The organism is Secundilactobacillus silagei JCM 19001, from assembly GCF_002217945.1.
Classification (GTDB): Bacteria; Bacillota; Bacilli; order Lactobacillales; family Lactobacillaceae; genus Secundilactobacillus; species Secundilactobacillus silagei.
Map to the genome: position 1 here is coordinate 1 of NZ_BCMG01000009.1, position 25,956 is coordinate 25,956.

The 25,956-nt window shown below is 46.1% G+C and carries 29 protein-coding genes; 17 read left to right on the top strand and 12 right to left on the bottom strand.

All coding sequences use genetic code 11. The features are described from left to right. Positions 1-204: 204 nt before the first annotated feature. The gene (locus CES79_RS08565; RefSeq protein ID WP_089136918.1) at positions 205-756 is read right to left on the bottom strand and encodes a GNAT family N-acetyltransferase; all 552 of its coding nucleotides are present in this window, start codon (positions 754-756) and stop codon (positions 205-207) included. Between the two features lie 189 nt (positions 757-945). Between CES79_RS08565 and CES79_RS08570 the strand changes: the two genes are divergently transcribed. Further along, positions 946-1,356, top strand: coding sequence for a hypothetical protein (locus CES79_RS08570; RefSeq protein WP_054655504.1), 411 nt, complete (start codon positions 946-948; stop codon positions 1,354-1,356). 119 nt (positions 1,357-1,475) lie between these two features. After that, the gene (locus CES79_RS08575) at positions 1,476-1,916 is read left to right on the top strand and encodes a universal stress protein (RefSeq protein WP_089136919.1); all 441 of its coding nucleotides are present in this window, start codon (positions 1,476-1,478) and stop codon (positions 1,914-1,916) included. Positions 1,917-1,997: 81 nt separating this feature from the next. Here the strand turns inward: CES79_RS08575 and CES79_RS08580 are convergent, their stop codons facing one another. The 4 genes from CES79_RS08580 to CES79_RS08595 form a co-directional block, all read right to left on the bottom strand. Continuing rightward, a complete protein-coding gene (locus CES79_RS08580; RefSeq protein ID WP_054655498.1) occupies positions 1,998-2,381 on the bottom strand; it encodes a DUF805 domain-containing protein in 384 nt (127 codons plus the stop codon). A 21-nt stretch (positions 2,382-2,402) separates the two neighbouring features. Beyond that, positions 2,403-2,564: a hypothetical protein gene (locus CES79_RS08585; protein WP_054655496.1), complete on the bottom strand. Its 162-nt coding sequence runs from the start codon at positions 2,562-2,564 to the stop codon at positions 2,403-2,405. Positions 2,565-2,700: 136 nt separating this feature from the next. Further along, on the bottom strand, positions 2,701-3,834 hold the full coding sequence (locus CES79_RS08590; RefSeq protein ID WP_089136921.1) for a GH25 family lysozyme: 1,134 nt from the start codon (positions 3,832-3,834) through the stop codon (positions 2,701-2,703). Positions 3,835-3,947: 113 nt separating this feature from the next. Next, positions 3,948-4,214 (bottom strand): HPr family phosphocarrier protein, encoded by a 267-nt coding sequence (locus CES79_RS08595; RefSeq protein ID WP_054655494.1) that lies wholly within the window; start codon positions 4,212-4,214, stop codon positions 3,948-3,950. Positions 4,215-4,394: 180 nt separating this feature from the next. Between CES79_RS08595 and CES79_RS08600 the strand changes: the two genes are divergently transcribed. Continuing rightward, the gene (locus CES79_RS08600) at positions 4,395-4,784 is read left to right on the top strand and encodes a hypothetical protein (protein ID WP_054655492.1); all 390 of its coding nucleotides are present in this window, start codon (positions 4,395-4,397) and stop codon (positions 4,782-4,784) included. 26 nt (positions 4,785-4,810) lie between these two features. Beyond that, positions 4,811-5,974 (top strand): hydroxymethylglutaryl-CoA synthase, encoded by a 1,164-nt coding sequence (locus CES79_RS08605; RefSeq protein ID WP_054655490.1) that lies wholly within the window; start codon positions 4,811-4,813, stop codon positions 5,972-5,974. A gap of 64 nt (positions 5,975-6,038) precedes the next feature. Here the strand turns inward: CES79_RS08605 and lexA are convergent, their stop codons facing one another. Continuing rightward, complete coding sequence (gene lexA / locus CES79_RS08610) at positions 6,039-6,668, bottom strand: transcriptional repressor LexA (protein WP_089136923.1); 630 nt, start codon at positions 6,666-6,668, stop codon at positions 6,039-6,041. 219 nt (positions 6,669-6,887) lie between these two features. Between lexA and CES79_RS08615 the strand changes: the two genes are divergently transcribed. The 4 genes from CES79_RS08615 to CES79_RS08630 all read left to right on the top strand — a co-directional run bounded on the left by CES79_RS08615 (position 6,888) and on the right by CES79_RS08630 (position 11,094). After that, positions 6,888-7,130, top strand: coding sequence for a DUF896 domain-containing protein (locus CES79_RS08615; RefSeq protein ID WP_089136924.1), 243 nt, complete (start codon positions 6,888-6,890; stop codon positions 7,128-7,130). A 94-nt stretch (positions 7,131-7,224) separates the two neighbouring features. Continuing rightward, positions 7,225-7,452 carry a YneF family protein gene (locus tag CES79_RS08620; protein WP_089136925.1) on the top strand — a complete coding sequence of 76 codons (228 nt, stop codon included), beginning with the start codon at positions 7,225-7,227 and terminating at the stop codon, positions 7,450-7,452. Positions 7,453-7,553: 101 nt separating this feature from the next. Further along, positions 7,554-9,311, top strand: coding sequence for an ABC transporter ATP-binding protein (locus tag CES79_RS08625; RefSeq protein WP_089136926.1), 1,758 nt, complete (start codon positions 7,554-7,556; stop codon positions 9,309-9,311). Beyond that, complete coding sequence (locus CES79_RS08630; protein WP_089136927.1) at positions 9,298-11,094, top strand: ABC transporter ATP-binding protein; 1,797 nt, start codon at positions 9,298-9,300, stop codon at positions 11,092-11,094. The genes CES79_RS08625 and CES79_RS08630 overlap by 14 nt, the downstream gene beginning before the upstream one ends. A gap of 60 nt (positions 11,095-11,154) precedes the next feature. Here the strand turns inward: CES79_RS08630 and CES79_RS08635 are convergent, their stop codons facing one another. After that, a complete protein-coding gene (locus tag CES79_RS08635) occupies positions 11,155-11,787 on the bottom strand; it encodes a lysophospholipid acyltransferase family protein (RefSeq protein WP_054655486.1) in 633 nt (210 codons plus the stop codon). A gap of 238 nt (positions 11,788-12,025) precedes the next feature. On the opposite strand from CES79_RS08635, the gene CES79_RS08640 reads away from it, so the two are divergent. From CES79_RS08640 to CES79_RS08650, 3 genes are all read left to right on the top strand, one after another. Further along, positions 12,026-12,778, top strand: coding sequence for a tRNA1(Val) (adenine(37)-N6)-methyltransferase (locus tag CES79_RS08640; RefSeq protein ID WP_225362370.1), 753 nt, complete (start codon positions 12,026-12,028; stop codon positions 12,776-12,778). Continuing rightward, positions 12,771-13,049 carry a GIY-YIG nuclease family protein gene (locus CES79_RS08645; protein ID WP_054655484.1) on the top strand — a complete coding sequence of 93 codons (279 nt, stop codon included), beginning with the start codon at positions 12,771-12,773 and terminating at the stop codon, positions 13,047-13,049. The genes CES79_RS08640 and CES79_RS08645 overlap by 8 nt, the downstream gene beginning before the upstream one ends. Before the next feature lie 150 nt (positions 13,050-13,199). After that, positions 13,200-14,195 (top strand): D-2-hydroxyacid dehydrogenase, encoded by a 996-nt coding sequence (locus tag CES79_RS08650; RefSeq protein WP_089136929.1) that lies wholly within the window; start codon positions 13,200-13,202, stop codon positions 14,193-14,195. Between the two features lie 107 nt (positions 14,196-14,302). Here the strand turns inward: CES79_RS08650 and CES79_RS08655 are convergent, their stop codons facing one another. Both CES79_RS08655 and CES79_RS08660 read right to left on the bottom strand, forming a co-directional pair. Then, on the bottom strand, positions 14,303-15,334 hold the full coding sequence (locus CES79_RS08655; protein WP_089136930.1) for an amidohydrolase family protein: 1,032 nt from the start codon (positions 15,332-15,334) through the stop codon (positions 14,303-14,305). A gap of 87 nt (positions 15,335-15,421) precedes the next feature. Beyond that, on the bottom strand, positions 15,422-15,955 hold the full coding sequence (locus tag CES79_RS08660) for a TetR/AcrR family transcriptional regulator (protein ID WP_089136931.1): 534 nt from the start codon (positions 15,953-15,955) through the stop codon (positions 15,422-15,424). A 183-nt stretch (positions 15,956-16,138) separates the two neighbouring features. Between CES79_RS08660 and spxB the strand changes: the two genes are divergently transcribed. Continuing rightward, positions 16,139-17,893 carry a pyruvate oxidase gene (spxB, locus tag CES79_RS08665; protein ID WP_054655476.1) on the top strand — a complete coding sequence of 585 codons (1,755 nt, stop codon included), beginning with the start codon at positions 16,139-16,141 and terminating at the stop codon, positions 17,891-17,893. Between the two features lie 121 nt (positions 17,894-18,014). Here the strand turns inward: spxB and CES79_RS08670 are convergent, their stop codons facing one another. From CES79_RS08670 to CES79_RS08680, 3 genes are read right to left on the bottom strand one after another with little or no spacing between them, the layout of a single operon-like run. Beyond that, positions 18,015-18,179, bottom strand: coding sequence for a FeoB-associated Cys-rich membrane protein (locus CES79_RS08670; RefSeq protein WP_089136933.1), 165 nt, complete (start codon positions 18,177-18,179; stop codon positions 18,015-18,017). Positions 18,180-18,195: 16 nt separating this feature from the next. Beyond that, positions 18,196-20,190: a ferrous iron transport protein B gene (gene feoB, locus CES79_RS08675; RefSeq protein ID WP_089136934.1), complete on the bottom strand. Its 1,995-nt coding sequence runs from the start codon at positions 20,188-20,190 to the stop codon at positions 18,196-18,198. Then, positions 20,187-20,399 (bottom strand): FeoA family protein, encoded by a 213-nt coding sequence (locus CES79_RS08680; RefSeq protein WP_089136935.1) that lies wholly within the window; start codon positions 20,397-20,399, stop codon positions 20,187-20,189. Before CES79_RS08680 ends, feoB begins: the two co-directional genes overlap by 4 nt. 262 nt (positions 20,400-20,661) lie before the next feature. Here CES79_RS08680 and sufC point away from each other — a divergent pair, with 262 nt between their 5' ends. From sufC to sufB, 5 genes are read left to right on the top strand one after another with little or no spacing between them, the layout of a single operon-like run. Further along, on the top strand, positions 20,662-21,456 hold the full coding sequence (sufC, locus tag CES79_RS08685) for a Fe-S cluster assembly ATPase SufC (RefSeq protein ID WP_054655474.1): 795 nt from the start codon (positions 20,662-20,664) through the stop codon (positions 21,454-21,456). A gap of 15 nt (positions 21,457-21,471) precedes the next feature. Beyond that, positions 21,472-22,785: a Fe-S cluster assembly protein SufD gene (sufD, locus tag CES79_RS08690; RefSeq protein WP_054655510.1), complete on the top strand. Its 1,314-nt coding sequence runs from the start codon at positions 21,472-21,474 to the stop codon at positions 22,783-22,785. Continuing rightward, positions 22,754-24,001, top strand: coding sequence for a cysteine desulfurase (locus CES79_RS08695; protein ID WP_054655472.1), 1,248 nt, complete (start codon positions 22,754-22,756; stop codon positions 23,999-24,001). Before sufD ends, CES79_RS08695 begins: the two co-directional genes overlap by 32 nt. Continuing rightward, positions 23,979-24,461 carry a Fe-S cluster assembly sulfur transfer protein SufU gene (gene sufU / locus CES79_RS08700; protein WP_089136936.1) on the top strand — a complete coding sequence of 161 codons (483 nt, stop codon included), beginning with the start codon at positions 23,979-23,981 and terminating at the stop codon, positions 24,459-24,461. The genes CES79_RS08695 and sufU overlap by 23 nt, the downstream gene beginning before the upstream one ends. Before the next feature lie 3 nt (positions 24,462-24,464). Further along, entirely contained in the window at positions 24,465-25,889 is a 1,425-nt protein-coding gene (sufB, locus tag CES79_RS08705; RefSeq protein WP_054655470.1) for a Fe-S cluster assembly protein SufB, read from the top strand. Positions 25,890-25,956: the final 67 nt, after the last annotated feature.

The following is a 25,956-nucleotide window of genomic DNA, read 5'->3' on the forward strand; positions in this document are numbered from 1 at the left end:
CCGTTTGCGCGTCCTTGTTATGTTAAGGACAAAAACAAAACACCCAATCATCAAATAATGATTGAGTGCATTATGGTCGTTACCAACAACAGTTGACAGAGAACCACTTAACTTGTGCAATTAAACATGACCATACAAAAAGGTCCCATTCCAAAAGGAATAGGACCTAAATGACGTTGTTTTATATCGTTTTAATGTTAAAAATTAGCTTGCTTGGTGTTTTGAAGCAGCGTCTTCATGAGGCAGCTTTTCGTAAACGTAGCTCAGATCGGCAGGGTGGTAAACACCTTTGATCTCACCGACTTTAGTGAAGCCCATTTTAGCGATTAGATGTTGCATGGGTTTGTTGTCAGCATGAGTATCGATCCGAATCGACTTGATCTCTGGATGATCAGCGACAACGTGGTCGATCACTGCGTTGAACAGGCGGGTAGCATAGCCGTGACCAGCGTGCTGTGAATGGATGGCTACACGGTGAATGACAATGTAGTCGTCGCCGTTGTTTAGCCAAGTCCCGTTCATGGTGTCATACGATGGGTCAGGTGGGGTAACGACGGCAATAGCGCCGACCGTTTCGTTGTCATCGGACTGTGCCAGATAGGCAAAGCCGTTGTTGATATCAGAAGTGATCTGGTCACGGGAAGGGTAGTCGCCTTGCCATTGATCAACACCGCTTTCTGCCAGTTGGTTACTGCCGTCCTTTAAAATATCAATAATCGTATCTAGATCTGCTAACGTTGCTTTTTTTAATTTCATCATATCGACTCCCTTACTTAAAATCACTTTTACCAGATTACCCTAAGTTCTTACTAATTACCAGTAAAAGATTTCAATTAACCCAATTTTTGAAATGTTTCGTCACAAAAACGTGACATTCTCGTTATCGTGTATTAATCCACTTCCTTTATCCTTGTAACAAGTTATTAGAACTTGGAGGAGGTAAACATGAATAAACCGTTTAAATTATCAATGGGGCTCATCGTCTTGGCCAGTATCATCACCGTCTTAATGTTTGGTCAAAGTCAGGCCAGCGCCGCATTGAATCGTAAAACTTCGGCATTAAAACAGGCAGATCGGGCTTCAGTATCAACGAAGCGGGTGGCCTTAACACCAACTCATCAATTACACGTAGTCGTCACGGCTTACGATAAAAATCAAAATATTAGTCATCACAAGTATTCTTACAAGCTTTTCCGAAATGGCAAAAGCGTCCGCACAATTTCATTTTCTAACGGTCATACGACACGTGCGATTAAAGCTAAACCAGGAAATTATTCAGTACGTGTTTATAGTCACCATAAGAATATTAATTTCAGCGGTGGCGTTTCGACCTCTGATCAGCCGCACTTTGTATAAGCTGTAACAAACAGGGCATATTAATTGATTTGATCAAGATTAGCGTTCATACTTGAATTAGTTGGAAGTTGACCTTGTCAGTGTGGCTCGTTTCTGAGCTCGTTAAAGGAGTGATGACCATGTTTTCACATATTTTAGTGCCGCTCGATGGTAGTGATAATTCGAAATCTGCACTAAAAGTTGCCATTAAGATTAGTCGCTATTTTGGTTCCACAATTACTTTGATCGCAGTTATTGATCAGACTCGAGTTACCTTAGCTGCAGGTAACATTCCGATGGACTTACAAAATGATTTAAGAGGCCATGCGGTAACGGTCATTAACGAAGGTAAAAAATTGACTGAAGCAGCTGGTATCGACGCCAAAACGATGATTGAATCCGGCCCGCCTAAGAGTGTGATTGCTGAAACGGCTAACAAGCAGGACTTTGATTTGATCGTCATGGGCAAGTCAGGTGCTGATGCGTTTAACCGGCTACTGATTGGTTCAACCACCGCATACGTTGTGCGTCACGCAGACGTTCAAGTCTTAGTGGTTAACGCTGGAGAAAAAGTTGAATAATCACACAAAAACATCAGTCAGTCTCTCCTGATTTGGGAGAAATGGCTGATATTTTTTCGACTAATTTTGCTGTTAGATCATTCATTGAATTTGTGACTGGTTTAATGGCCACCGCTGATTGTCGACGGTTGGCATTAAGAGGAGCACGAATAACCAGATCGTCCCGATCACTGGAATGACGGAAATCACCAGCCACCAGTTACTGTGGTTAGAATCATGCAGGCGACGGGCCCGGATGGTGAAGTTAGCCAGCCACACTAAGGCTAGAATCAGGCCAAAAATGACCGAATTCGTATTGGCGGCGATCTCGTAATGACCGTTGACCATGTATTGCGATTGATGGGTCAGCACACTATATAGCCAGATCACGATGGCGTTAATAATGTAAGCCGTCCAGTATTGTTTGCGCGTTGCGGTTGCGTTGAAAACCGTTAATTTTGACCAGTATTCAATATAACTTTGCAATATTAAATACCCCCTTAAGAATTATTTAACGATAAAGTTAGATTTAAACAGATACCCGCAGGTGGGGCAATGGTTTATCCCATAGTAAATGGTCATTTCGTGGTGACATTGCGGACAGCTGCCAAGCATGCCACGACGGATCTTTTTGAAGGTGGTTGCCGGTTTTTTAGGTTTATCAGGCATATGAGTTCCTCCTTTTTGACAATTTTAGTATAGCATTATTGATGTTAAATGACTTCAATGATGCTGGTCAGTTCAAAGCAAAATGGCTGCTAAAACCAAACTTGGTTTTAGCAGCCATTTTATTAATCTTAATTGATTAGCGGTTAGGGTTCAGACCGGCGTGCAGATAGCCGCGCCAGATCCAGCCAGCATGTTGACCGTTACCGCTTCTCACGTGGTAGTAGATCGCGTAATGGTGCGATGACTTCCGGTACAATTTTTCATGACCGTCAGTGTACCAAGTGGTGTGCGGTAAGTTCTTCATGTCTGCGTATTTAATGCCCAAGTGCTTAGAATAACGGGCACCGGAAAGGGTCCAGTAAGCGTGCCGGTGCATTGAAGAACGCCAAATGAGCTTGACTGAATTTGAACGGGCTGCCGAGTAGTTAGATGATGAGCTCGAAGCTGTCGGTGTCGGCGTGGTTGGCGTTGTGGTTGATGACTTAGGCGCTGGTGCTGGCACCTTGACCAGAGTGGTCTTTGGTGTTGAGCTGCCAGAACTGGTGTGAACTGCGGCGTTGGCATCACCATTGACGTAGAAATCGTTGTTTAACTGACTGACATCGAGGTTCTGTGATTCGCCATTAAAGCGGTAATCAGAAGCCCATTGCCAGGCGTTAGCTGACGGATATTCCGTCCCAGTTGGGTTAGATGGCCATTGCGCGATCCAGCCCTTGTTGCTGTCATTAGTGTCGATCCGGCTGCCTAACCAGCTTGCCATGGTGTATAAGTCGGTCTTATTGTAGCCAGCAGCGTTTAAGGTGCTGTCAAAGGCGGCTAGATCAGCATCGTTAGTCGCTTTTGATTGCCGGCCTAATTCACTGGCTTCAAAATCAACGACCAGGACCATGTTCTTGGAGCTGGTCACTGATTGAACGGATTTAATAAAATTCTGGGCCTCAGCTTGCGCACTCGCTACCGAAGTAAAGTGGGCGAAGTGGTAGTAGTTAACGGCTAGTCCAGCATTTTGAGCAGCTGATGACTGCTGCTGCAGGACGGGGCTGGTATAAGAAGTTCCTTCAGAAGCCTTGATAGCAACGGCTTTAACGCCAGCATCGTGCAACTTTTGATAATCACTGGCACCCAGATTGGATTGCCAGCTGGAAAGGTCGACCATGTCCGTTCGCGGCTGTGAACTATTTGGGCTCAGTGCGTGGGCGGAATGACCGCCGACTAAAAGTACACTTCCCGCAACGGCGAGAGTGGTTAATAATTGTTTAGATAATTGCATAAAATTGATTCCCCTCAATCATTCTTGTTATAGTTATGGGTGACGCTGATTGGTTAAATAAGCGTCAAATTAACCGACTGCCATAAATTAAGTAGTCGGTTAATTGTCAAACGTTAAATTCTAGCTGCCATTTTGTGATCAACTAAGGTTGAAACGACCGATTCTAGCTGATCCGTGGTGCCGTCAACACTCAGTTCAATTTTGGCACCGTCTGGAACGCCCAGACTCATGACGCCCAGTGAACTGTTAGCAGTTGTTTTGGTACCGTTATAGGCCAGTGTAATATCAAAATCGTATTTGGCTAATTCATTGGTTAACTGGTTAACGATATCACCAGTTAATCCTTCTGATGAAATGACTTTAACAGTAGTACTTACCAATCTCAACACCTCATTTGGATAGAATTATGATCTGTTTCGAGTAATCCTGTGTTTCATTGAAAGCTAGATCCACTAGAAGAGCACCGCTTGGTAAGCGGTTATTACTATGATAGCATGGTATATGGATAAATCAAAAGCAGACGCAACAATTAATGGGATTTAATCAAAGGAGGGGTTAGGATGCGCTTTCAGGATTTAGTGCCGATCGAACTGAACACGATTGAGGCTTCAACCGTTTATCGAGCTGATAAGCCCCGACCAAAACAGCATGATTGGCAGCTGGACTGGGAACGGTTACGGCAGCTGATCTTAGATAATAGCGAACGGCTGGATGAAGTTAAAGCCGGTATCGCAGAGGACTGGGTGCGCACTCACGGGACCATCTGGGATCGCACCCGCGGCTTTTACCGCCAGCCCAATGATCACTACGATTACGATGATACAGTCTTTTGGGGCTATTCATCGTGGGGTACGCCGGCCATTTCGGTCATCTTTGCGGATGAAACGGAAGCTTCTTACCAGTTATATCGGGACGGTATGGATTATAATTACCATTATTTAGGGCAATGAATTTTAAAATGAGCGAGGATACAGTTATGCAAATTGGAATCGATCAACTGGCGTTTTATACGCCAAAAACTTATTTGGACCTGGTTGATCTGGCTCACGCACGTCATCAGGAGCCGGACAAATATCGAATCGGTATCGGTCAGTCGCAACAGGCCGTTATTCCGGTCACCCAGGACGCGGTGACTTTAGCAGCCAACGCGGCCGTGAAAATCGTGAATGCAACTAACCGTGACCAAATTGCCATGGTGCTATTTGGCACCGAATCGGGCATTGATAATTCTAAGTCAGCAGCGGTTTACCTGCAGCGGCTGTTGCACTTACCGGGCAATATTCGGACCATTGAACTCAAACAGGCCTGCTACGGTGCAACGGCTGGGGTGCAGTTTGCTCACGACTATGTACGGCTGCATCCCGATAAGCAGGTACTGGTCATTGGGGCGGACATTGCCCGTTATGGTCTCAACACGCCTGGTGAAGTGACGCAGGGCGGTGGGGCAGTTGCCATGACCATCAGTGCTGAACCGCGGTTGCTGAATCTGGATAATGAAACTGCCTTTAAGTCTGAAGACATTATGGACTTTTGGCGGCCGCTTTATCGAACGGAAGCACTGGTGGACGGCCGGTTTTCAGAGAACGTCTACATTGATTTCTTTAAGGCGGTTTGGCAGAATTATCAGCAGCAGACGGACCGCACCATTGCGGACTTCACTGCCTTTGCCTTTCACTTACCGTTTACTAAAATGGGCCTCAAAGCCTTACGGGCAATTTTACCGGAAGCAAATGAGATGCAGCAAAAACAGTTGATGGCTAACTTTGAAGCCAGTCGCGTCTATAATCGTCAGGTGGGGAACCTGTACACCGGCTCACTGTACTTAAGTCTGCGTTCACTGTTTGACAACGCGGCGTTAAAACCAGGGCAGCGTATTGGCTTGTTCAGCTATGGGTCTGGCGCAGAAGGCGAATTCTTCAGTGGCACGATCAGTGATCAATTTGACGCTCAGGCTTCACGGCAGTGGTTTACGGACTTCTTTGACGGCCGCCAACAACTGACCATGGCGCAGTACGAACAGGTCTTCTCACAAAAACTGCCTGACCATGATGTCTTGCTTGACCTGAGTCACGATGATGCCCGGTTTGTTTTAAGCGGAATCAAGCATGACCAGCGGCAGTATGTCGACCGTGGTCACTAAAATGAGATAAAAAATGAGGTTGATTCTCCTAATTTAGGGAATCAACCTCATTATTATTGATTAGTTAAAAAATTTCATCACGGTACAAACCGACGACCTTACCTAAAATGGTCACTTGATTGAGGATAATGGGGGCCATCGTATCGTTTTCGGGCTGCAGGCGGTAGTAGTGATCTTCCTTATAGAACCGCTTGCAAGTGGCTTCATTTTCTTCAGTCATGGCAATCACAATTTCACCGTTTTCGGCTGAATGCTGTTTCTTGACGATGACTTTATCACCATTCAAGATACCCGCATTGATCATACTTTCACCACGAATTTGCAGCATGAATAGCTCGCTGGCTTCATCTTCTAAGTTGTCTGGTACTGGGAAGTAATCCGTGGCTTCCTGAACGGCTAAAATGGGTTCGCCAGCCGCTACAGTGCCTAAGACTGGAATCTTGGTTGGCTTGGTGACGATACCTAGCGCTTCGATACCCTGATCAGTGACTTCCAGTGCCCGTGGCTTAGTGGCGTCTTTAATTAAAAGACCCTTTTTAGAAAGCCGGGCAATGTGACCATGCACGGTGGAAGTTGAACTGAGACCCACCTTTTCACCGATTTCACGAACGGTCGGCGGATAACCGTGGGACTGAGTCTGTTCATAAATAAATCGCAAAATTGCGAGTTGTTTTGATTCTGAAGATTTTGTCATGGTTTCACCTCTAACATTCGGTTTGATTTATCGCTATAATAGCATAGTTAGACCATTATTTCAAACAAGTGTTCGCATTTGACCTGAATTTGGAATGGTTGAAATTCCTGAATTGTATTTCCCCGGGAATTTTCTCGCCAGATATAAGCTTTCTTCCTTGAACCAGTAAGGGTTTGGATGTATTATATCAAAGTGTGTTTGTACAAGGGAGTGATATTAATGGCAGAAACTGAAATGAAAGATTTAATCGCCCGTATTAATGAATTGGCTAAGAAAGCCAAGTCAGAAGGTTTAACTGAGCTTGAAAAGGTTGAACGCAAAGACCTTCGTCAAAAGTACTTGAAAAAGTTCCGTGCGGGTTTTAAAAACGATATTGAAATGCTACGGGTCTTTGATAAGTCCGGTAAGGAAGTTACACCTAAAAAGGTTCAGGAGATTCAAAAAAAGAAGGGTTTACGGTAAATCGGTTGACCCTTTCCTGCAGAAGCCCTTTTAAATTAACCCAAACTTGTGTAATATGGTTAATTGGAAGTTACTGTAAAGGAGGCACAGCCACTTGAGCACTGGAATTTGGATTCTAATTGTAATCGTTGCTTTATTAGCCGGTCTGGCACTTGGTTTCTTCGGAGCTCGTCGGTACATGGAGAAGTACATTCGTGAAAATCCGCCGATCAGCGAAGATCAAATGCGCACAATGATGATGCAGATGGGCCAACGTCCATCCGAAAAAAAGTTGCGTCAGATGATGAACAGCATGAAACAGCAGCAATCAGAAAAGCGTTAAATCGCATTCGTGAACGAAGGCTTGGGGAATCCCGAGTCTTTTTTAATTTTGTCAGTAAAATCACACTTGATCAAAACTATTAATGAAGGAGGCGACCACTTATGAGTATCTTTAAAAAACTAGGCTGGTATTTTAAGGCGGAATGGAAGACTTATCTGTTCGGTCTATTAGGCCTTTTGATCACGGCCTTATTAGCCATTATTCCCCCGCGGATGATCGGGGTTATTGTCGATTCGATTCATAACCGTCAGTTAACTGGGCGACTGTTAACTATTGACCTGCTGATCTTGCTAGCAGCTGCCATTGGTCAGTACGGGTCACGTTATATGTGGCGAACGGCAATTTGGGGCGCGGCTGCTAAGTTGGAAAAAACGTTGCGGCAGCGTTTATTTGGCCATTATATGACGATGGATCAGACCTTTTATCAAAAATACCGGACCGGTGATCTCATGGCTCGGGCCACGAACGATCTGCAAGCGATTCAACGGGTGGCCGGTGGTGGCATCCTTCAATTCGCGGATTCCATTATCACTGGCGGAACCACGTTGATTGCCATGATGACGCTGGTCAACTGGCGGCTAACCTTGATCGCGGTCTTACCGTTTCCATTGTTAGCGGTGATGGCGTTTTACCTCGGGCAAAAGATCAACATTGCCTTTCGTGATTCCCAAGCGGCGTTTTCGCGGCTGAATAATAAAGCTCAGGAAAGTATCAGCGGCGTTAAGGTGATCAAGAGTCTCGGTCAGGAACAAGCAGACATCACGGATTTTAATCAGCAGGTTGACCAGACGATTAAAGTTAATCGGCGGGTCAATCGTCTCGATGCGTTATTTGATCCCATCACCACTTTGATCATTGGGTTAGCCTACGTGGCGACGATCGTCATGGGCGGCTCCTTAGTTGTCAGTCACGTGATCACGATCGGTAATTTGGTTTCATTTATTACCTATCTCTCCATGATGATCTGGCCGATCTTTGCGGTGGGGATGTTATTTAACACCATGGAACGTGGAAATGCCAGCTACGACCGGGTCATGAACCTGATCAATGAACGCTCACAAGTAATTGACCAAACGGATGGTAAAAGTGAGCGCCCAGCCGGTGATCTATCCTTTAATGTCGAAAAATTCAATTATCCAGACGATCCGCAAACCGCGCTAAGCAAAGTGTCCTTTACGATTCCAGCCGGCAAAACGCTGGGCATCGTGGGTCGGGTCGGTGCGGGGAAGACCACGATCATGCGGCTCTTGCTGCGTCAATTTGAACAGTATCAGGGTCACATCAAATACGGCGATACCGACATTTTGGACTATCAGTTAGACAGTTATCTGCCAGCGCTGGGTTACGTGCCGCAAGACAGCTTTTTATTTTCGGAATCGGTGCGTGATAACATTGCGTTTGCTAAGCCGGAAGCGACCGATGCTGAAATCGACGCAGTGGTCAAAGAGGCCGATCTGGCTGATCAAATTGACCAGTTTGAAAACGGTTTTGACACCTTAGTTGGTGAAGAAGGAGTCTCACTATCCGGTGGGCAGCGGCAGCGTTTGGCCATTGCCAGAGCCCTGCTTATTAAACCGGAACTGTTGATCTTAGATGATGCCTTATCAGCGGTGGACGCGGAAACTGAAAGTAAGATTTTAACTAATCTGCACGGCGAACGGGCCGGTAAAACGACCATTATTGCCGCGCACCGCCTGAGTTCAGTCATGCAGGCGGACGAAATTATTGTGATGGATCATGGTACGGTGACTGAACGCGGTAACCATGATCAACTGATGGCACAGGACGGCTGGTATCATCAGATGTTTGAACGCCAAGAACTGGAAATGCGCGTAAGGGGGGCTAATGGTGAAGAATAATAAACAGCAGTCCGCCTGGGCCAAAAGTATCCCGATCAAAGAACAAATGGGGATCGTCGCACGATTGATCGGTTACGCTAAGCCTTACTGGCGGCACTTTATTGTTGCCATTGTGTTAGCCGCCCTAATTAGCGTGGTTAACATTATGCTGCCAATGATTTTAAAGGACTACATGGATAACTACCTCAAAGTGGGCCGTGCCGATCTCAAGGTCATGTGGCTGTTTGCCGGTCTGTACTTCTTTGCCATGGTCGTGCGGGCGTTTATGCAATTTGGCCAGGCCTACCTCTACAGCATGGGGGCCGAATATATGCTGGAAAGTGTGCGCCGGCAGTTATTTGATAAGCTGCACCATCTGGGGATGCGCTTTTTTGATCAGGTGCCCAGTGGCTCAATCTTATCGCGGTTAACCAACGATACGATGTCGTTTAGCACCTTTTGGCAGTTGTTTAGCAGCCTCATTGTGGCGCTGTTTTCGGTGATTTCTTCAGTCATCGCGATGTTTTTGTTAAATGCGAAGGTGGCTGTCTGGTTACTGATTTTGTTGCCGCTGTTAGGGGCTACAATTTGGTATTACCAGCGTTACAGTTCTAAGGTTTACCGGCGGATGCGTGAGCGGCTCAGTGAACTTAATTCGCGGTTGTCAGAAGCGATTACTGGGATCAGCATTATCCAGCAGTTCCGGCAGGAAAAACGGATGAACCATGAGTTCGATGACGTGAACAGCGCCTACTTCAAATCACGGCAAGCCATGATCCGCATCAACTCACTCTTGCTCAGTCCGCTGATCGACCTCTTTTATGCTTTAGGTGTCGTGTTTGTGCTGACGCTACTGGGTGTTCGAGGCTTAAACGGTGTCGTCCCAGCTGGGATGATCTACGCCTTTGTCACTTATTTGGATAACCTCTTTAATCCCATGACCAGCATGATGGATAATCTGAGTGATTTCCAAGAGGGAATCGTTTCGGGTTCACGGGTGATGAAGCTGATGGCGGATAAAACCGCCGTGCCAACTCAAAAACCGGTTGCCGGCAGAGACATTACGCAGGGTAAGATTGAATTTAAACACGTGAGTTTTTCCTACGATGGCGAAAAGCCGATCTTAGATGATATTTCATTCGTTGCTAACCCCGGTCAAACGGTGGCGTTAGTCGGTGAAACGGGGAGCGGTAAATCGTCGATCATCAACGTGCTGATGCGCTTTTATGAATTTCAGTCTGGCCAGGTACTAATCGATGGCCACGATATTCGCGAGTATGATTACGCTACGTTACGGGCTAAAATGGGTCTGGTTTTGCAGGAACCATTCCTGTTTTACGGCACGGTGGCGTCCAATATCAGAATGTTCAATCAATCGATTTCTGATCGCCAGGTGCGAGCAGCTGCACAGTTTGTCAACGCGGATGACATGATTGAATCCTTGCCCCGGGGTTATGACTCCCGGGTGATCGAGCGTGGTAACGGTTATTCCAGCGGTCAAAAACAGCTGATTTCGTTTGCGCGAACGGTGGTTACCGATCCGAAAGTCTTAATTTTAGATGAAGCGACCGCTAACGTGGATACGGAAACCGAAGAGGAGATTCAAAAGAGTTTGGCTAAGTTGCAGTCCGGTCGAACGACGATTGCGATTGCCCACCGGCTGTCGACCATTCAAAACGCCGATTTGATCTTAGTGCTGCATCAAGGGCAAATTATTGAGCGTGGTACCAATGATGAATTAATGGCGAAAAAGGGTGCCTACTACGACATGATTCAGCTGCAAAATACGGCTCATTTGGATTAGACACAAATAAAGAAAGCCAACTTCGATTACTTGTTCGAAGTTGGCTTTCTTTTTAATGGTTTACGCTTTTGACTTGGCTTTAGGATCCACATAGTGAAAATTAGGATCGATATCGTGATCAAGCTGATCAAAGCCAACCTGCATTTTGGTTTCAATGATCTTAAAGCCGTCGTCGTTTAACTTCATTTTCGGATCAACGCTAAAGGGTTCACCAAAGGAAACGGTGATTTTCTGGCGGCTGAAGAGCTGCTTAAAAGTCAATGGTCCTTGATAAACGGTGGGAACGATGGGTACCTTTGACAGCTTAGCAATCACGGCCACGCCACCCTTTAAATCTTGGGAATGCCGGGTGCCGGAAGGAAACATGATCAGCGATAAATCGCTCTTCTTTAACAGCCGTACCGGGGTTTTAATGGCTGATGGGCCGGGATTCTTCCGGTCAACTGGAAACGCGTTGGCGTGGTTTAAAATCCAGCGCAGAATGGGGTTTTTAAATAACTCGATCTTTGCCATAAAGCTAAACTTTTTCGGACTGCCGGCCAGTGCGTAGTAGATGGGGTCAAACCAGGTGCGGTGCGGGCCAACCAGAATATAGTTGCCCTTGGGTAATCGTTCAGTGTGTTCAAAGCGGGGTTTACCGTTAATAATGTAAACGATGATGCGTGCAACCACGCGAATAAAAGAATAAAACATTGTGTAACCTCTCTTATGTCAGATTGTCTAGTAATTATTATAAACCAGTCGGCGTTAAAAGTCTTGGATGGTAATGACAACGGCATTTAACTGCCAGTCTTAGGACTTGATATGTTCTATAAAAATAGTAAGATAGTAAGGCATTGACCTATCGGACTTATGAACCGATATGATTTAACGTACAATAATGGCTATTATAAGGATAAATAGCTGAAACATCAACGAAATGGGTGATTATTTGACAACTCCAGAATTGCTGCCTGGTGAGCGTATTGACCAGCTTTATAGTGAAGATATTCAAATTATTCAAAGTCCGCAAGTTTTTTCCTTTTCATTAGATGCGGTTCTCTTGGCTAATTTTGCGAAACCGCCAATGAAACAAGCGAGTACCTTAGTGGATCTGTGTGCGGGAAACGGGGCCGTGAGCTTATTTATGGCACCAAGGGTAAAGGGAAAAATTGCCATGGTGGAAATTCAGCCGCGGTTAGCGGACATGGCGCGCCGCTCAGTGGCGCTCAATCAGCTGGACCAGCAAATTACGGTGTACCAGCAAGATCTAGCGACGATCTTTGACCAGATTCATAAGGATTCCATCGATGCCGTGGTCTGCAATCCGCCGTATTTTGCCGATCTGCCGGATAGTAAGAAAAATCCGAATCAGTACCTGGCTATTGCCCGTCATGAAATTGCCACGTCCTTGGAAACCGTTATTTCAGTCACTAGCGGGTTATTGAAAACCAATGGTAAAGCTTATTTTGTCCACCGGCCGGACCGGTTACCTGAGCTGATGTCGATGATGCAAAAACACCGGTTAGCCGTTAAACGCCTGCAGTTTGTTTACCCCAAAGTGGGTAAAGACGCTAATATCATGTTAGTCGAGGCCATTAAGGATGGGGGGACCAGTGGGTTAAAGGTCCTGCCGTCGCTCATGACTTACGATGAATCCGGCGAGTATTCGGCACCGGTAAAGAAGATGCTTTACGGTGACTAAACAACCTGCTCAGTATTACTTTTACGTGCTGCTCTGTGCTGATAACAGTCTGTACGGCGGTTATTCCACCGACGTTTACGCGCGGCTGGCCACTCACCAGGCCGGCAAGGGTGCCAAGTATACCCGCGTGAAAAGCCGCCACCCGTTAAAGCTGATCTATTTTGAGACCTTTGCAACCAAATCGGCTGCCTTGAAAGCGGAGTATGCGTTTAAACATCAACCAAGGGCTGCTAAAGTCGCTTATTTGCTGGCTCATGGGGTTCACGTTTGAAACAAAATGGTCAGTGTTAGCACTTGCTTTCAATTAAATTTATAAAATGAAACAATAAGTTGTCTTTTCTTTCATAATTCACTGAAGTCCTTATCAAGCTGATTAAAAAATGATAAAATAAAGCTATATCAGTGAATGGAGGAAACAATTGTGAAAATTATTGCATATGGTATTCGTGACGATGAAATGCCTTATCTGAAACAATGGTCAAAGGATAAGGGTATCGAGGTTAAAGCGGTTGCCGCTTTATTAGATGAGTCAACTGTCGACCAAGCTAAGGGGTATGATGGTGCTGTTGTTTACCAACAAAAGCCATACACCGCTTCTGTTTTGGACAAATTGGCTAGCTTCGGTATTAAGTCACTTTCACTACGTAACGTTGGTGTTGATAACGTTGATGCAGACGCTATCAAGCGTAATGACATCAAAGTTACTAACGTACCCGCATATTCACCAAGCGCAATCGCTGAATTGGCTGTTACCCAATTAATGCGTTTGCTACGCCAGACGAACACTTTTGACCGTAAAATTGCTCATGGTGATCTTCGGTGGGCGCCAACCATTGCTAAGGAATTAGATCAGATGACTGTTGGTGTGATTGCTACTGGTCGGATCGGTCGCAAAGTGATCAATATTTGCCGTGGCTTCGGCGCTAAGATCATTGGTTATGATGTTTATCATAATCCTGAATTGGAAAAAGACGGTATTTACGTTGATACTTTGGATGAACTCTATGCCAAAGCCGATGTCATTACAGTTCATTCACCAGCTACAAAGGAAAACGAACATATGCTTAACGATGCAGCCTTTGGCAAGATGAAAGATGGTGTGTTCATCATTAACGCTGCTCGTGGTGTTTTAGTTGACACTGATGCTTTGATCCGTGCCTTGGATTCAGGTAAAGTTGCCGGTGCTGCCCTCGATGTTTACGAAGACGAAGTTGGTATCTTCAACACCGATTTTGGTAGCTTCGATGCTATTCCAGACGAACGTTTGAAGAACTTGATCAAGCGTGAAAACGTTCTGGTAACACCTCATGTTGCCTTCTACACTGAAACTGCTGTTAAGAACATGGTTCAATATGCTTTGAACAGCAACGTAAACTTAATCGAAAAGGGTTCTGACGATAGCCAAGTTAAGTTCTAATATTATCAGAATAAAAGAAAAACGACCTGTGAGGGCCGTTTTTTTGTGTCATATAGCAAAAGCCAGTTGCGGATTATTTCGCAACTGGCTTTTTAATGTTTTAACAATTATTTATTTAACTTGAGCAATCTTTCAATGTTGCCATGAGCAATTTTTTCCTTATCCGTTTCACTAATTGGCGTATCACTCAAGAAGTCCGCAGCGTTACCCGTGACGTAGGGATAATCCTGGGCCCAGATAACGTGATCGGTACCCATTTCAGTGAGGACTAATTGCATCTGAGGCCACGTAAACATCCCGCTTGGGGTGACGTAAACGTTTTTCTTGTAGTAGTAAGATACCGGGTGTTTGAGCGGATTGCCAATGACCGGTGTCGTCGCTTCATCTAGCCGTTCGAGGAAGTAAGGGACAAACTCACCCCAGTGACCAGAGATCAACTTCAGGTTAGGTAACTTATCGAACAAGCCAGACAAGATCAGGCGTGTGACGTGCAAGCCAGCTTCCATGTGCCAGCCCCAACCTGGTGTGGACATGATGGCGTTAAAGCCAATCGGGTTCATGCCGCTGTAATAGTTATCACGGATGGTCTTAGACGGCATTGACGGGTGAATGTAGAGCGGCACATCTAACTTAGCCGCCATTTCAAAGATCGGCATGAACTTAGGGGCATCCAGAAACTCGTTATTCTTGGCAGTGCCCAAGATTAAAGCGCCCTTTAAGTCGAGTTCTTCAACGGCTCGCTGGAGTTCTTTAGCGGCAGCTTCCGGATCAGAAACGGGCAGGGTGGCAAAGCCTAAGTAACGGTCTGGGTGGCGTTTAACCGCAGCGGCGATCGTATCGTTGATTTTTTGACTTAATGCAATTGACTGATCTGATGGCAGCATGTCCGGATTGGTACTGGCATCACCGTAAGACAAGATCTGCATATCAATGCCGTTATCATCCATATACTTGAGCCGCTTTTCGTCAATGTCGCTCATGACTGCTGGATCCACGGCGTAGGCAACCAGACCTTCAGCAAATGACTTGCCAAATTTCTGCATTTCCTTGGGGTCAGCCGGAACGGTCTTTAAGTAATCATTGATTGCTTTGTGGGCAAAATCAGTACTGATGTGTTCTTCAGTTGTAATTAATTTCATTTTTAAGCACCTCTTATATTGAATAAGCCTAGTTTAGCTGATAAATACAAGAAGTTATGGACCGATTGTCACAGATTGTCGCAGAAGTTAGAAGATCTGATCCATGTTATTGGTTAAATGCAGTAGTAAATCGGTGGCCTGTTCCTGGGTCCACCGGTTTTTTAAGACGTAATCCCGTAACAACATGTAGGTCGCGGCGGCGTAAACGTTGCAGACCGTTTGCTCGTTGATCAAATTAACCTGGTTTTGGGTGGCAATTTGCTGGTTGAACTGGGCCAGCGCGCGAATAAATTCATAACGGGAATCCGACCATTCGACTAATTCTAAAACGGTCGTGCGGTCCCGCCAGATGGTCATTAGTTGGAGAACCATTTTACGTGCGGTGAGGTTTTGCAGCCGAAAGGTTTTTAAGAATTCATTCAAATGACGGTCAATCAAGTTGGTGATCACCTGTTTGGGGATTAGGTAGTAGCGGTAGAACGTTTGGCGAGAAATGCCAGCAGCGGCGGCAATTTTAGGGGCGGTCACCGTGGCAAAATTGACCTTACTTTGACACAGCGTGACCATGGCGGTTTCAATCTTATCTCTGGTTTTTAATCTTCGTTTGTCGGTTTTAGTCATGCTGATCACCTTATCCTGTTGGGTTTAGTACTTTAATTATAGCGCCTATTTGATCATGCAGATTAATTCAGTTTACCAAGTCAAGTTAATTGCTATTAAATCGGGGCCGTTCTATGATAATGACGCTTAAAATATTAAGCCAAAATTAATCTTACTATTCTTTTCTTGGAGGAGGAAATAACGATGGCAGAGACCATTAATTCGGGCGTAGCAGCCCTCAAGACGTTGGAAAGCTGGCAGGTCGATCATATCTATGGGATTCCCGGCGGCACGATCAATAATTTGATGTACGCCTTAGACCAGGAGCAGGAACGCATCAAGTACATCCACGTTCGCCACGAAGAGGTGGGAGCCTTGGCGGCTGTGGCGGATACGAAGTTAACGGGGCATATCGGGGTGGCGTTCGGCTCAGCGGGACCTGGGGCAACCCACTTATATCAGGGTGCCTATGATGCCATGGCCGATAAGGTACCCGCCTTATTTTTGATTGGTCAAAATCCTCAAGCACTCATGAATCAAGACTTCTTCCAGGAATTTGATGAAGATCCTTGGTTCAATGATCCAGGGGTGTACGCACGAACGGTGACCACGGCAGAAAGCCTGCCTCACGTCATCGATGAAGCGATTCGGCGGGCGTTTGCTCAGCACGGACCAGCCTTTGTGACGATTCCTAATGATTTAGCTAACAAGCCGATCCCAGCAGACGGCTACTACAGTTCCGCGGCTAACTTTGCGCGGCCGCAATTGGCGCCACCAGCTGATGACCAAATTGAGCAGGTCTTAGCGTCACTGAAACAGGCGAAGAAGCCTTTGATCTACGTCGGTCAAGGGACCATTGGTGCTGCGGATGAAGTGATGGCATTTGCACAAAAGTTTCAGGTGCCAATCATCACCACCGCGTTAGGGAAAGAAATTATTCCGTATAACTTTGAAGCTTTATTGGGTTCGGCTGCGAGAGTAGCTTCTAAACCAGCTAATGAAGCACTGCAGGAAACGGATCTTTTGCTATTTGTCGGCTCCAACTATCCGTTTGCTGAAGCGATGTTCAAGCCAAACATTAAATTTGTTCAAGTGGATACGAACCCGCAGATTTTGGGTAAACGGCACCATACGGATGTGGCCATTTTGGCTGATGCCAAACAAACGTTGCAGCGCTTGTTGGATCTCGGTGAGAAGGCACCGGTTTCGCCGTGGTATGCAGCGAATGTAATGAATGTCGCCAACTGGCACCAATATAATGATGACATGATGAACCGTGTGGCGGGTGATCTTAGGTTCGAGCCGGCGTTTAAGCAGATCAACCGGATTGCCAAGGATGACGCCATCTTCTCCATCGACGTTGGGGACGTGACGCAAAATGCGGTTCGGCTGTTAAAAGTCAACGGGCAGCAACCCTGGATCACTTCCGGCCTATTTGCGACGATGGGTGTCGGTCTGCCAGGGGCAATTGCCGCACAGCTGAATTACCCTACACGTCAAGTCTTTAACCTAGTCGGTGACGGGGCAGCAGCCATGGTGATGCAGGATCTGGCTACCGAGGTCACGTATGGTTTACCAATCATTAACGTGGTCTTCACTAACCTAGCGTTAGGCTACATTGAAGATGAGCAGGAGGACGACGGTCAAGAGTGGTTTGGTATCAGTCTGCCGCAGACTGATTTTGCCAAGGTTGCAGAAGCGCAAGGAATGACTGGTATCACGGTGACTAAAATCAGCGAGGTTGCCGATGCCTTTGATCAAGTTCTAAAGCTTTCGCAGTCTGGTAAGCCAGTGCTGATTGATATTCGAATGACCAATGAACGGCCGATTCCGGTTGAAAAATTAACGCTGGATCCGGACCGGTTTGACGCTGAAACGATTGCGGCTTTTAAGAAGCGCTATTACGCACAAAATTTGCAGCCGTTAAGTGCTTATTTAAAACAGTATGACGTACAGTAATTGGCGATGGCAACTAGGTTAACTTGCTGATCATTGCAATATACAAAAATAAAGCATGTCAAAGAATTTCATGACGCATTCTTTGGCATGCTTTTTAATCTGATGATCGAGATAATTTAACTTAAAGTGCCCGTTTCTTTGATTTGTTTAACAGTTTCTTAGCTTCACAGTCATAATCGCAGGCAGCGCATTCACCTTGCTTGGAACGCTTAACGGCCCGGTAAATTTGATAACCAGCTAAACCAATGATGGCAGCAATAATAATGATATTAATGAATAATCCCATGAATGATGACCTCTTTTCAAGTTAACAATGATCCAATTTGAAAGATGAGAAAGGCAAGTCCGTAGCTGATAAATAAGCTTGAAACCACGGAATAAGCAGCCCACTTGGCCGAACCAGTTTCGGATTTGATCGTCCCAATTGTGGCAAAGCAGGGAATGTATAGCAGAACAAAAACTAATAGGGCATACGCCGATAGCGCTGTGAAGCTGCCACCGATCATGCCAATCAGAGCACCTTGATTGGCGGTGTGGAACAGTACCATCATACTGGAGCTGATAACTTCCTTGGCCAGCACACCAGTCAGCAAAGCACTGATCGGCTGCCAAGTGGTAATCCCAATCGGTTTAAAGATCGGTAACAGGATCTGCCCCAGACTAGCTGCAAAACTGTGGTCGATCTGGGTAACGTAGCCGTGAGCGTTAAAGTTTGACAATAGCCAAATCAACACGGTACCGGCAAAAATAATCGTGCCGGCCTTTTTAATGAAGCCTTTACCCTTATCCCAAGTGCCATGCCAGACAATGCTGAGTTTAGGAATGTGGTACTGCGGCAACTCCACGATGAAAACGGAATGTTCCTTGGCTCTGAAGATCACGTGGTAAAACTTGGCCATGAGCAAGGCGACCACAATACCTAAAAAGTAAAGTGACAACACGATCACGGCTTGGTTCCGCGGAAATAGGGCGGCCACGAATAAACTGTAGATGGGCAGTCGGGCCGAACAGCTCATGAACGGCGAAATCAACGTCGTAATGAGGCGCTCTTTTGGCTGTTCAATGGTGCGGGCTGCCATGATCCCGGTGACGTTGCAGCCAAAGCCGATGATCAAGGGAATAAAGGCTTTGCCGTTTAAGCCGATCATTTCCATAATGCGGTCAGTGACCAGCGCGGCACGTGCCATGTAGCCGGAATCTTCCAAGATGGAAATACAGGCAAACAGGGTGAAAATTTGCGGAATGAAAGTCAAAACACCGCCCACGCCAGCGATTAAACCGTTGACGATCAAGGACCGCAGCATCGGTAAGGCGCCGACCTGGGTCAAAAACTGATTGGCCCAAGTTGAAATTGGACCGGATAATAGCTTATCTAATTGATGCGATAAGGGGGTGCCGACCCAGTCAAAGGACAGTTTAAACATCAGGAAAAAGATGCCCGCAAAAATCGGTAAACCAAGTATGGGATTGGTCACGACCTTATCGATCTTAGACGTTATAGCCACGTGCTTTGTGGAATGTAGCTGTTCAGTTGCAGTGGCCAAGGTGGCTTCAATAAAGGAAAGCCGCGTTTCAAAGATCTGGTCGGAAAACTTTTGTGCGTCGTAGTAAGCTTGCTGGGATAATAGCGGTTTTAAGTGGTGCGCGACAGCGTATTTACGAACGACTTTATTGTCATTAATGTATTGAATCGCCAGCCAGCGGGCAAACTTGGCATCGACTTGGTAATCGGTGGTTAACGCCTTGGTTGCTTGCCGAATCGCTTGGCTGACCATGATCGGATAATTTAATTGCAATGGCGAATTGGGTTTAATATCAGCCTGATTTTGGACTAAATCAGCTTTTAATTGCGGTAGTCCCTCTTTGTTCCGCGCGTTACTCGTGCGGACAGGACAGCCTAATTCAGTCGATAAAGTTTTTAAATCATAGTAGTGTCCGCTGCGCTTTAAATCATCGATCATGTTTAAGGTGATAATCACGGGGACGCCCAATTCCAGCACTTCAATTGACAGCAATAGATTACGTTTTAACTGACTGGCGTTAGTGACGTTTAAAATCAGGTCGGGTGAATCTCGCAGCAAATAATTAGTCACGACTGATTCATCCTTGGTAATGGGGCTCAAAGAATAAACGCCGGGCAGATCGATCACTTCAGTATTGGAATGACGGATCTGGCCAACCTTTTTTTCCACGGTCACACCGGTCCAATTACCCACGTAGGCGTATTTGTCAGTGAGTTCGTTAAACAGAGTGGTTTTCCCAGTATTGGGATTGCCAAGCAGGGCAACGGTCGTCAAGAGACGTCACCTCCTGTGAGCTGTTGAAATACCCGGTAGCGAATACCGATCTTTTGGTGATCAACTTGAATAATAACCGGGCCATGAAACGGGTAAAAGCGAACAGCAGTAACGTCACTGCCCACCTGTAGTCCCAGACTATGCAGCCGCTGTGTAGTGGCATCGTCAAGACCATTGAATTTTTTAATCATAAAGTGATTCATGATCATCAACCTACCTTTCAAGTTGTACCGGTAATATTCAAATATCACTTAATTAAGCGTATTCATAAAAGAATATCTTTCCCCCTATAGTAGCACAGAATATGAAATTTTTAGGTATCTTTTTTGATTTAAGGGTTGTTCCCGGTTTGAATCGACTGAGAAAACAACTATACTTTATAGGTGTAATGAACAATATTCACATAGGAATAATTGTGGTACTGGTTAAGGCAATATTCCGGCAATAATAATTTCGTGGAGGATGATTGATATGGCGACACTTGAAGTGAAGGATCTGCACGTTGAAGTTAAAGAAGAGAAAGATCAGACCCGAGAAATTTTAAAGGGTGTAAATCTAACGATGAAAACTGGTGAAATTCACGCCATTATGGGACCTAACGGAACCGGTAAATCAACGCTGGCACAGACGATCATGGGCAATAGCGCCTATCACGTTACTCAGGGTGACATCCTATTAAATGGTGACAGTATTTTAGGCATGCCAGTCGATGAACGGGCACGTAAGGGTTTGTTCTTAGGCATGCAGTATCCAGCTGAGATCAAAGGTGTGACCAACGCCGAATTTCTGCGGGCAGCGATTAACGCCCGGCGACCAGAAGATGATCAAATTTCAGTCATGGCCTTCTTAAAGGAATTGGATAAAAACTTGGAATTACTCGATATGAGTAAAGAAATGACGGAACGCTACTTAAACGAAGGCTTCTCTGGCGGTGAAAAGAAACGTAACGAGATCTTACAATTATTGATGATCAAGCCGTCCTTTGCCTTACTGGATGAAATTGATTCCGGTCTTGATATTGATGCGCTGCAAGTGGTTTCCAAAGGCGTTAACTCAATGCGCGGCGATGACTTCGGCTCATTGATTATTACCCACTATCAACGGTTGTTGAACTACATCGTACCAGACGTTGTTCACGTTATGATGGATGGCCAGATCGTTAAATCCGGTGATGCCGACCTTGCTAAGAAGCTGGAAAAAGAAGGTTACGCTGGTCTACGTGACGAATTAGGGTTACACGTTAATTTGGTTGATGATAACCGTTAAGGAGGGGTCGTTTTGATAAGTGCCGTTCAGGATTATGAAGCAATAAAAACCGCAGTTAAAACTGCTGCCGACGCGCACGGCGAGCCAGACTGGTTCGTGCAACGCCGTCTCGCAGCGGTTGATGCCATGCAAAAGCTCGCGTTGCCAGAAGTGAAGCGCTATGACTTTCACCGCTGGCCGTTAATGGATAACATGGATCTGAACTTTAGAAAGTCGGATACTTCATTAGCTAATGATCTGCCGCAATCTAAAGGCCAGATTCGGTTTGTTCAAGTGGGCCAGACGACCGTGGCAGTGAACGTTCCAACTGAGTTATCCAAACAGGGTGTTATTTTAACGGATATTTTCAGTGCCTTTAGAGATTATTCAGAATTAACGCAAAAGTATTTTATGACGAAGGTTACTAAATTTAACGAAAATAAACTGACTGCTTACCAGCAAGCCTTTTTAAATTCAGGGGTGTTCCTGTACGTTCCTAAGGGCGTTGAGATCAAGCAGCCAATTGAAGTTTATCTGATTCAAGACAGTACGGTAAAGCAGGCCATGGTCTCGCACGTGTTGATCATTGCCGATGAAGGCAGTCAGTTCTCCTTCATTCAGCATTTGAACACTAAGGGTGAGACTGAGAACGCTGCTCACTGCATGGTTGAAGTCATGAGTCAGCCTGATAGCCACGTGCACTTCTCCAGTGTGGATGAATTAGGTAAAAACACCTATTCATTCCTGCATCGGCGGGCGTATCTCAGCGACGACGCGCGCTTTGACTGGGCCGTTGGTATCGTTAACGAACAAAATACGTTGGGCGATATCACCAGTGAACTGGTCGGTAACGGTTCCCATTCAGAATCGAAAGTGATTGCCGTTACTACTGGTAAGCAATCTAACGGGATCAATAACCGGGTAGTCAACATTGGTAAACACACCACCGCTAACATCTCACAACGCGGGGTCCTACTGGAAAAATCCGAACTGATCTTTAACGGGATCGGTAACATTATTCACGGCGCTTCCGGTGCTAACGCGGAACAGGAAAACCGAGTTTTGATGATGTCAGATCAGGCACACGGTGACGCTAACCCGATTTTGTTAATTGATGAAAACGATGTGATTGCCGGTCACGCTGCTAGTGTTGGGCAAGTTGATGAAAATCAGATGTATTACTTGATGAGCCGTGGGATCGATAAGGAACTGGCTCAGCGGTTAGTTATTCGGGGATTCTTAGGCCCCGTACTAGAAGAGATTCCATTGCCGGAAGTTCGGCAAGAAATGATTGATGTGATTGAAAGGAAGATCGAGGATGGACAGCACTTTAAACAAAGTAATGAATGATTTTCCAATTTTGAATCAAAAGGTCAACGATGAACGGTTGGTGTATCTCGATAACGCCGCCACGGCGCAGCGCCCTAATCAAGTGATCAAAGCGTTGACCCATTTTTATCAAACCGATAATGCCAATGTTCACCGGGGCGTGCACACCTTAGCTGAACGGGCAACCGCTGATTATGAAGCCGCCCGGCGCAAGGTGCAAAAATTCATTAACGCACCGGAACCCGAAGAAGTGATTTTTACCAAGGGCTGTACTGATGGGTTGAACCTTGTTGCCAGTACTTACGGTGAAGCCAATATTTCGGCCGGCGACGAGATCGTGATTTCCATTATGGAACATCACAGTAATCTGATTCCATGGCAGCAATTAGCCAATCGCAAGGGGGCCACGTTAAAGTACATTCATTTAACGGACGATGGTGAACTTGATTTGGACGAAGCCGCTCAGCTGATTACCGATAAAACCAAGATCGTGGCCGTGGCGCATGCCTCAAACGTCATGGGAACAGTCAACCCAATCAAGCAGTTGGCTAAATTAGCCCATCAGCACGGTGCCGTCTTCGTTGGTGACGGTGCTCAGGCGGTACCTCACATGGCCGTTGACGTGCAAGATCTCGACGTTGACTTCTACGCGTTTTCCGGGCATAAAATGATGGGTCCCACCGGGATCGGCATTTTATACGGCAAACGCAAATTACTGGAAGCTATGCCACCTTATCAGTATGGTGGTGAAATGATCGGTTTCGTGCATGAACAGAGTAGTACCTGGGCGGAGATTCCCTATAAGTTTGAAGCCGGAACGCAAAACATTGCCGGAGCAGTTGGTTTAGGCGCTGCCGTTGATTACTTGACTGGTATTGGCATGGATGCCGTCCATGAACACGAACAGCAATTAGTTAATTACCTCTTACCAAAAATGGAAGCAATTGACGGTGTCCAGGTCTACGGACCACAAGATCCTGCCAAGCATACCGGGGTCATTGCCTTTAACCTAGAGAATCTACATCCGCACGATGTGGCCACGGCCTTAGACATGGAAGGGGTCGCCGTTCGAGCAGGCCACCACTGTGCACAGCCACTAATGGCCTATTTAGGTTTAACGGCGACTGCTCGTGCAAGTTTCTATCTATATAACACCCAAGCGGATGCTGATCGCTTGCTGGTGGCAATTCAAGAGACAAAGGAGTTCTTTAATCATGGGTCTAGAAAGACTAAATAGTTTATATCGCGAAGTCATTTTGGATCATTCAGATCATCCGCATCACAAGCACGCGTTACCAGACGCAACGCATAAGATTACGTTAAAAAACCCGACTTGCGGCGATGTGATCAATCTGGATATTGATCTGGACGACCACGATAAAATCAAAGATATTGGGTTTACCGGTGACGGCTGTACGATCAGCCAATCCAGTGCCAGCATGATGACGGACGCTGTGATGGGTAAGTCTAAAGAACAGGCGCTGCACATGGCTAAAACCTTTTCGGATATGGTCATGGGCAAGAAGCACCCGCAAGCTGATTTGGATGAACTGCAGGACGCTGCTATTTTGAGCAACGTCATGACGTTCCCCGCACGGATCAAGTGTGCCACGCTGTCGTGGTGGGCACTGCAACGTGCACTGTTGAAGCAGCCAGATGGTAATGTCGATTCTGATGATTCTGATAAGGGGGAATAACGTATGGCAAAAGGAAAAACTGCAGAAGATGTCCCAGATATCGTTGCCAAAGACCAAGATTATGAATATGGGTTTCACGATGATGTTAAGCCAGCGTACTCAACTGGCCGTGGACTAACAGAAGAAACGGTTCGTAAGATCTCCGCTGAAAAAAAGGAACCTAAGTGGATGCTGGATTACCGCTTGAAGTCTTACGAGGCTTACAAGAAGTTACCCATGCCAGATTATGGGCCCGATTTAAGCGAACTTGATCTAAAAGATATGCTGTATTATCAAAAAATGACTGATAAAAAATACCGGGACTGGAAAGATGTGCCGGATGATCTCAAGAAGACCTTCGACCGGTTAGGTGTGCCAGAAGCGGAACGGAAATACTTGGCTGGGTCATCGGCTCAGTACGAGTCCGAAGTGGTTTATCACAATATGCGTAACGACTTCGCCAAACTGGGGATTATTTTCACCGATACGGATACCGCGTTGCGGGAATACCCAGAACTCTTTAAGAAGTGGTTTGGCAAGTTAGTCAAACCAACTGACAATAAATTTGCGGCCTTAAATGGGGCTGTTTGGTCAGGTGGATCTTTCATCTACGTCCCAAAGGGTGTCCAAACTAAGACGCCAATTCAGGCTTACTTCCGGTTGAACGCGGAAAATTCCGGTCAATTTGAACGAACTCTGATCATTGTTGATGAGGGCGCCAAAATTGATTACGTTGAAGGCTGTACCGCGCCGAACTATTCTTCGGATAGTTTGCACGCTGCGGTGGTTGAAGTTAACGTTGCTAAAGACGCTTACTGCCGCTACACGACCATCCAAAACTGGTCCAATAACGTTTACAGTCTGGAAACGAAGCGGGCCTGTGCCCAAGAAAACGCCACGATGGAGTGGGTCGATGGCAACCTAGGTTCGAAAGTAACGATGAAGTATCCAAGTGTCTACCTCGATGGTGAAGGTGCCCGTGGGACGATGCTGTCGATTGCCGTTGCTTCCAATGGCATCCATCAAGACTCGGGTGCCCGGATGATCCATAATGCACCAAATACGTCGAGCTCGATCGTTTCGAAATCGATTGCTAAGACTGGTGGCTCGACCGATTACCGTGGGACAGTCCGCTTTACACCGAAGTCGGATGGTTCTAAGGCTCACGTTGAGTGTGATACGATCATTATGGATGATGAGTCGTCGTCAAATACGATTCCGTATAATGAAATCTATAATGGTAAGGTTGCGATGGAACATGAAGCCAAGGTGTCAAAGATTTCAGAAGAGCAGCTGTACTATTTGATGTCGAGAGGGATCTCGGAGTCAAAGGCAACTGAAATGATCATCATGGGCTTCGTGGAACCATTTACGAAGCAGCTACCAATGGAATATGCCGTTGAACTGAACCGTCTGATTAGTTTTGAGATGGAGGGGTCAATTGGATAAGGTGCGCAAGAAAGGCGCTTAACGACCGTAGCACAACAGGCGCTTACCGAAAACCCCGAACTTGGGT

Coding starts and splice junctions, on each gene's coding strand:
- sufB (WP_054655470.1), top strand. CDS start 24,465: ATGGCAAAAGGAAAAACTGCAGAAGATGTCCCAGATATCGTTGCCAAA.
- CES79_RS08590 (WP_089136921.1), bottom strand. CDS start 3,834: ATGCAATTATCTAAACAATTATTAACCACTCTCGCCGTTGCGGGAAGT.
- CES79_RS08670 (WP_089136933.1), bottom strand. CDS start 18,179: ATGGGATTATTCATTAATATCATTATTATTGCTGCCATCATTGGTTTA.
- CES79_RS08630 (WP_089136927.1), top strand. CDS start 9,298: ATGGTGAAGAATAATAAACAGCAGTCCGCCTGGGCCAAAAGTATCCCG.
- CES79_RS08625 (WP_089136926.1), top strand. CDS start 7,554: ATGAGTATCTTTAAAAAACTAGGCTGGTATTTTAAGGCGGAATGGAAG.
- CES79_RS08635 (WP_054655486.1), bottom strand. CDS start 11,787: ATGTTTTATTCTTTTATTCGCGTGGTTGCACGCATCATCGTTTACATT.
- CES79_RS08585 (WP_054655496.1), bottom strand. CDS start 2,564: ATGCCTGATAAACCTAAAAAACCGGCAACCACCTTCAAAAAGATCCGT.
- CES79_RS08575 (WP_089136919.1), top strand. CDS start 1,476: ATGTTTTCACATATTTTAGTGCCGCTCGATGGTAGTGATAATTCGAAA.
- CES79_RS08605 (WP_054655490.1), top strand. CDS start 4,811: ATGCAAATTGGAATCGATCAACTGGCGTTTTATACGCCAAAAACTTAT.
- lexA (WP_089136923.1), bottom strand. CDS start 6,668: ATGACAAAATCTTCAGAATCAAAACAACTCGCAATTTTGCGATTTATT.
- CES79_RS08660 (WP_089136931.1), bottom strand. CDS start 15,955: ATGACTAAAACCGACAAACGAAGATTAAAAACCAGAGATAAGATTGAA.
- sufU (WP_089136936.1), top strand. CDS start 23,979: ATGGGTCTAGAAAGACTAAATAGTTTATATCGCGAAGTCATTTTGGAT.
- spxB (WP_054655476.1), top strand. CDS start 16,139: ATGGCAGAGACCATTAATTCGGGCGTAGCAGCCCTCAAGACGTTGGAA.
- sufC (WP_054655474.1), top strand. CDS start 20,662: ATGGCGACACTTGAAGTGAAGGATCTGCACGTTGAAGTTAAAGAAGAG.
- CES79_RS08565 (WP_089136918.1), bottom strand. CDS start 756: ATGAAATTAAAAAAAGCAACGTTAGCAGATCTAGATACGATTATTGAT.
- CES79_RS08695 (WP_054655472.1), top strand. CDS start 22,754: ATGGACAGCACTTTAAACAAAGTAATGAATGATTTTCCAATTTTGAAT.
- CES79_RS08680 (WP_089136935.1), bottom strand. CDS start 20,399: ATGATCATGAATCACTTTATGATTAAAAAATTCAATGGTCTTGACGAT.
- CES79_RS08600 (WP_054655492.1), top strand. CDS start 4,395: ATGCGCTTTCAGGATTTAGTGCCGATCGAACTGAACACGATTGAGGCT.
- CES79_RS08570 (WP_054655504.1), top strand. CDS start 946: ATGAATAAACCGTTTAAATTATCAATGGGGCTCATCGTCTTGGCCAGT.
- CES79_RS08615 (WP_089136924.1), top strand. CDS start 6,888: ATGGCAGAAACTGAAATGAAAGATTTAATCGCCCGTATTAATGAATTG.
- CES79_RS08655 (WP_089136930.1), bottom strand. CDS start 15,334: ATGAAATTAATTACAACTGAAGAACACATCAGTACTGATTTTGCCCAC.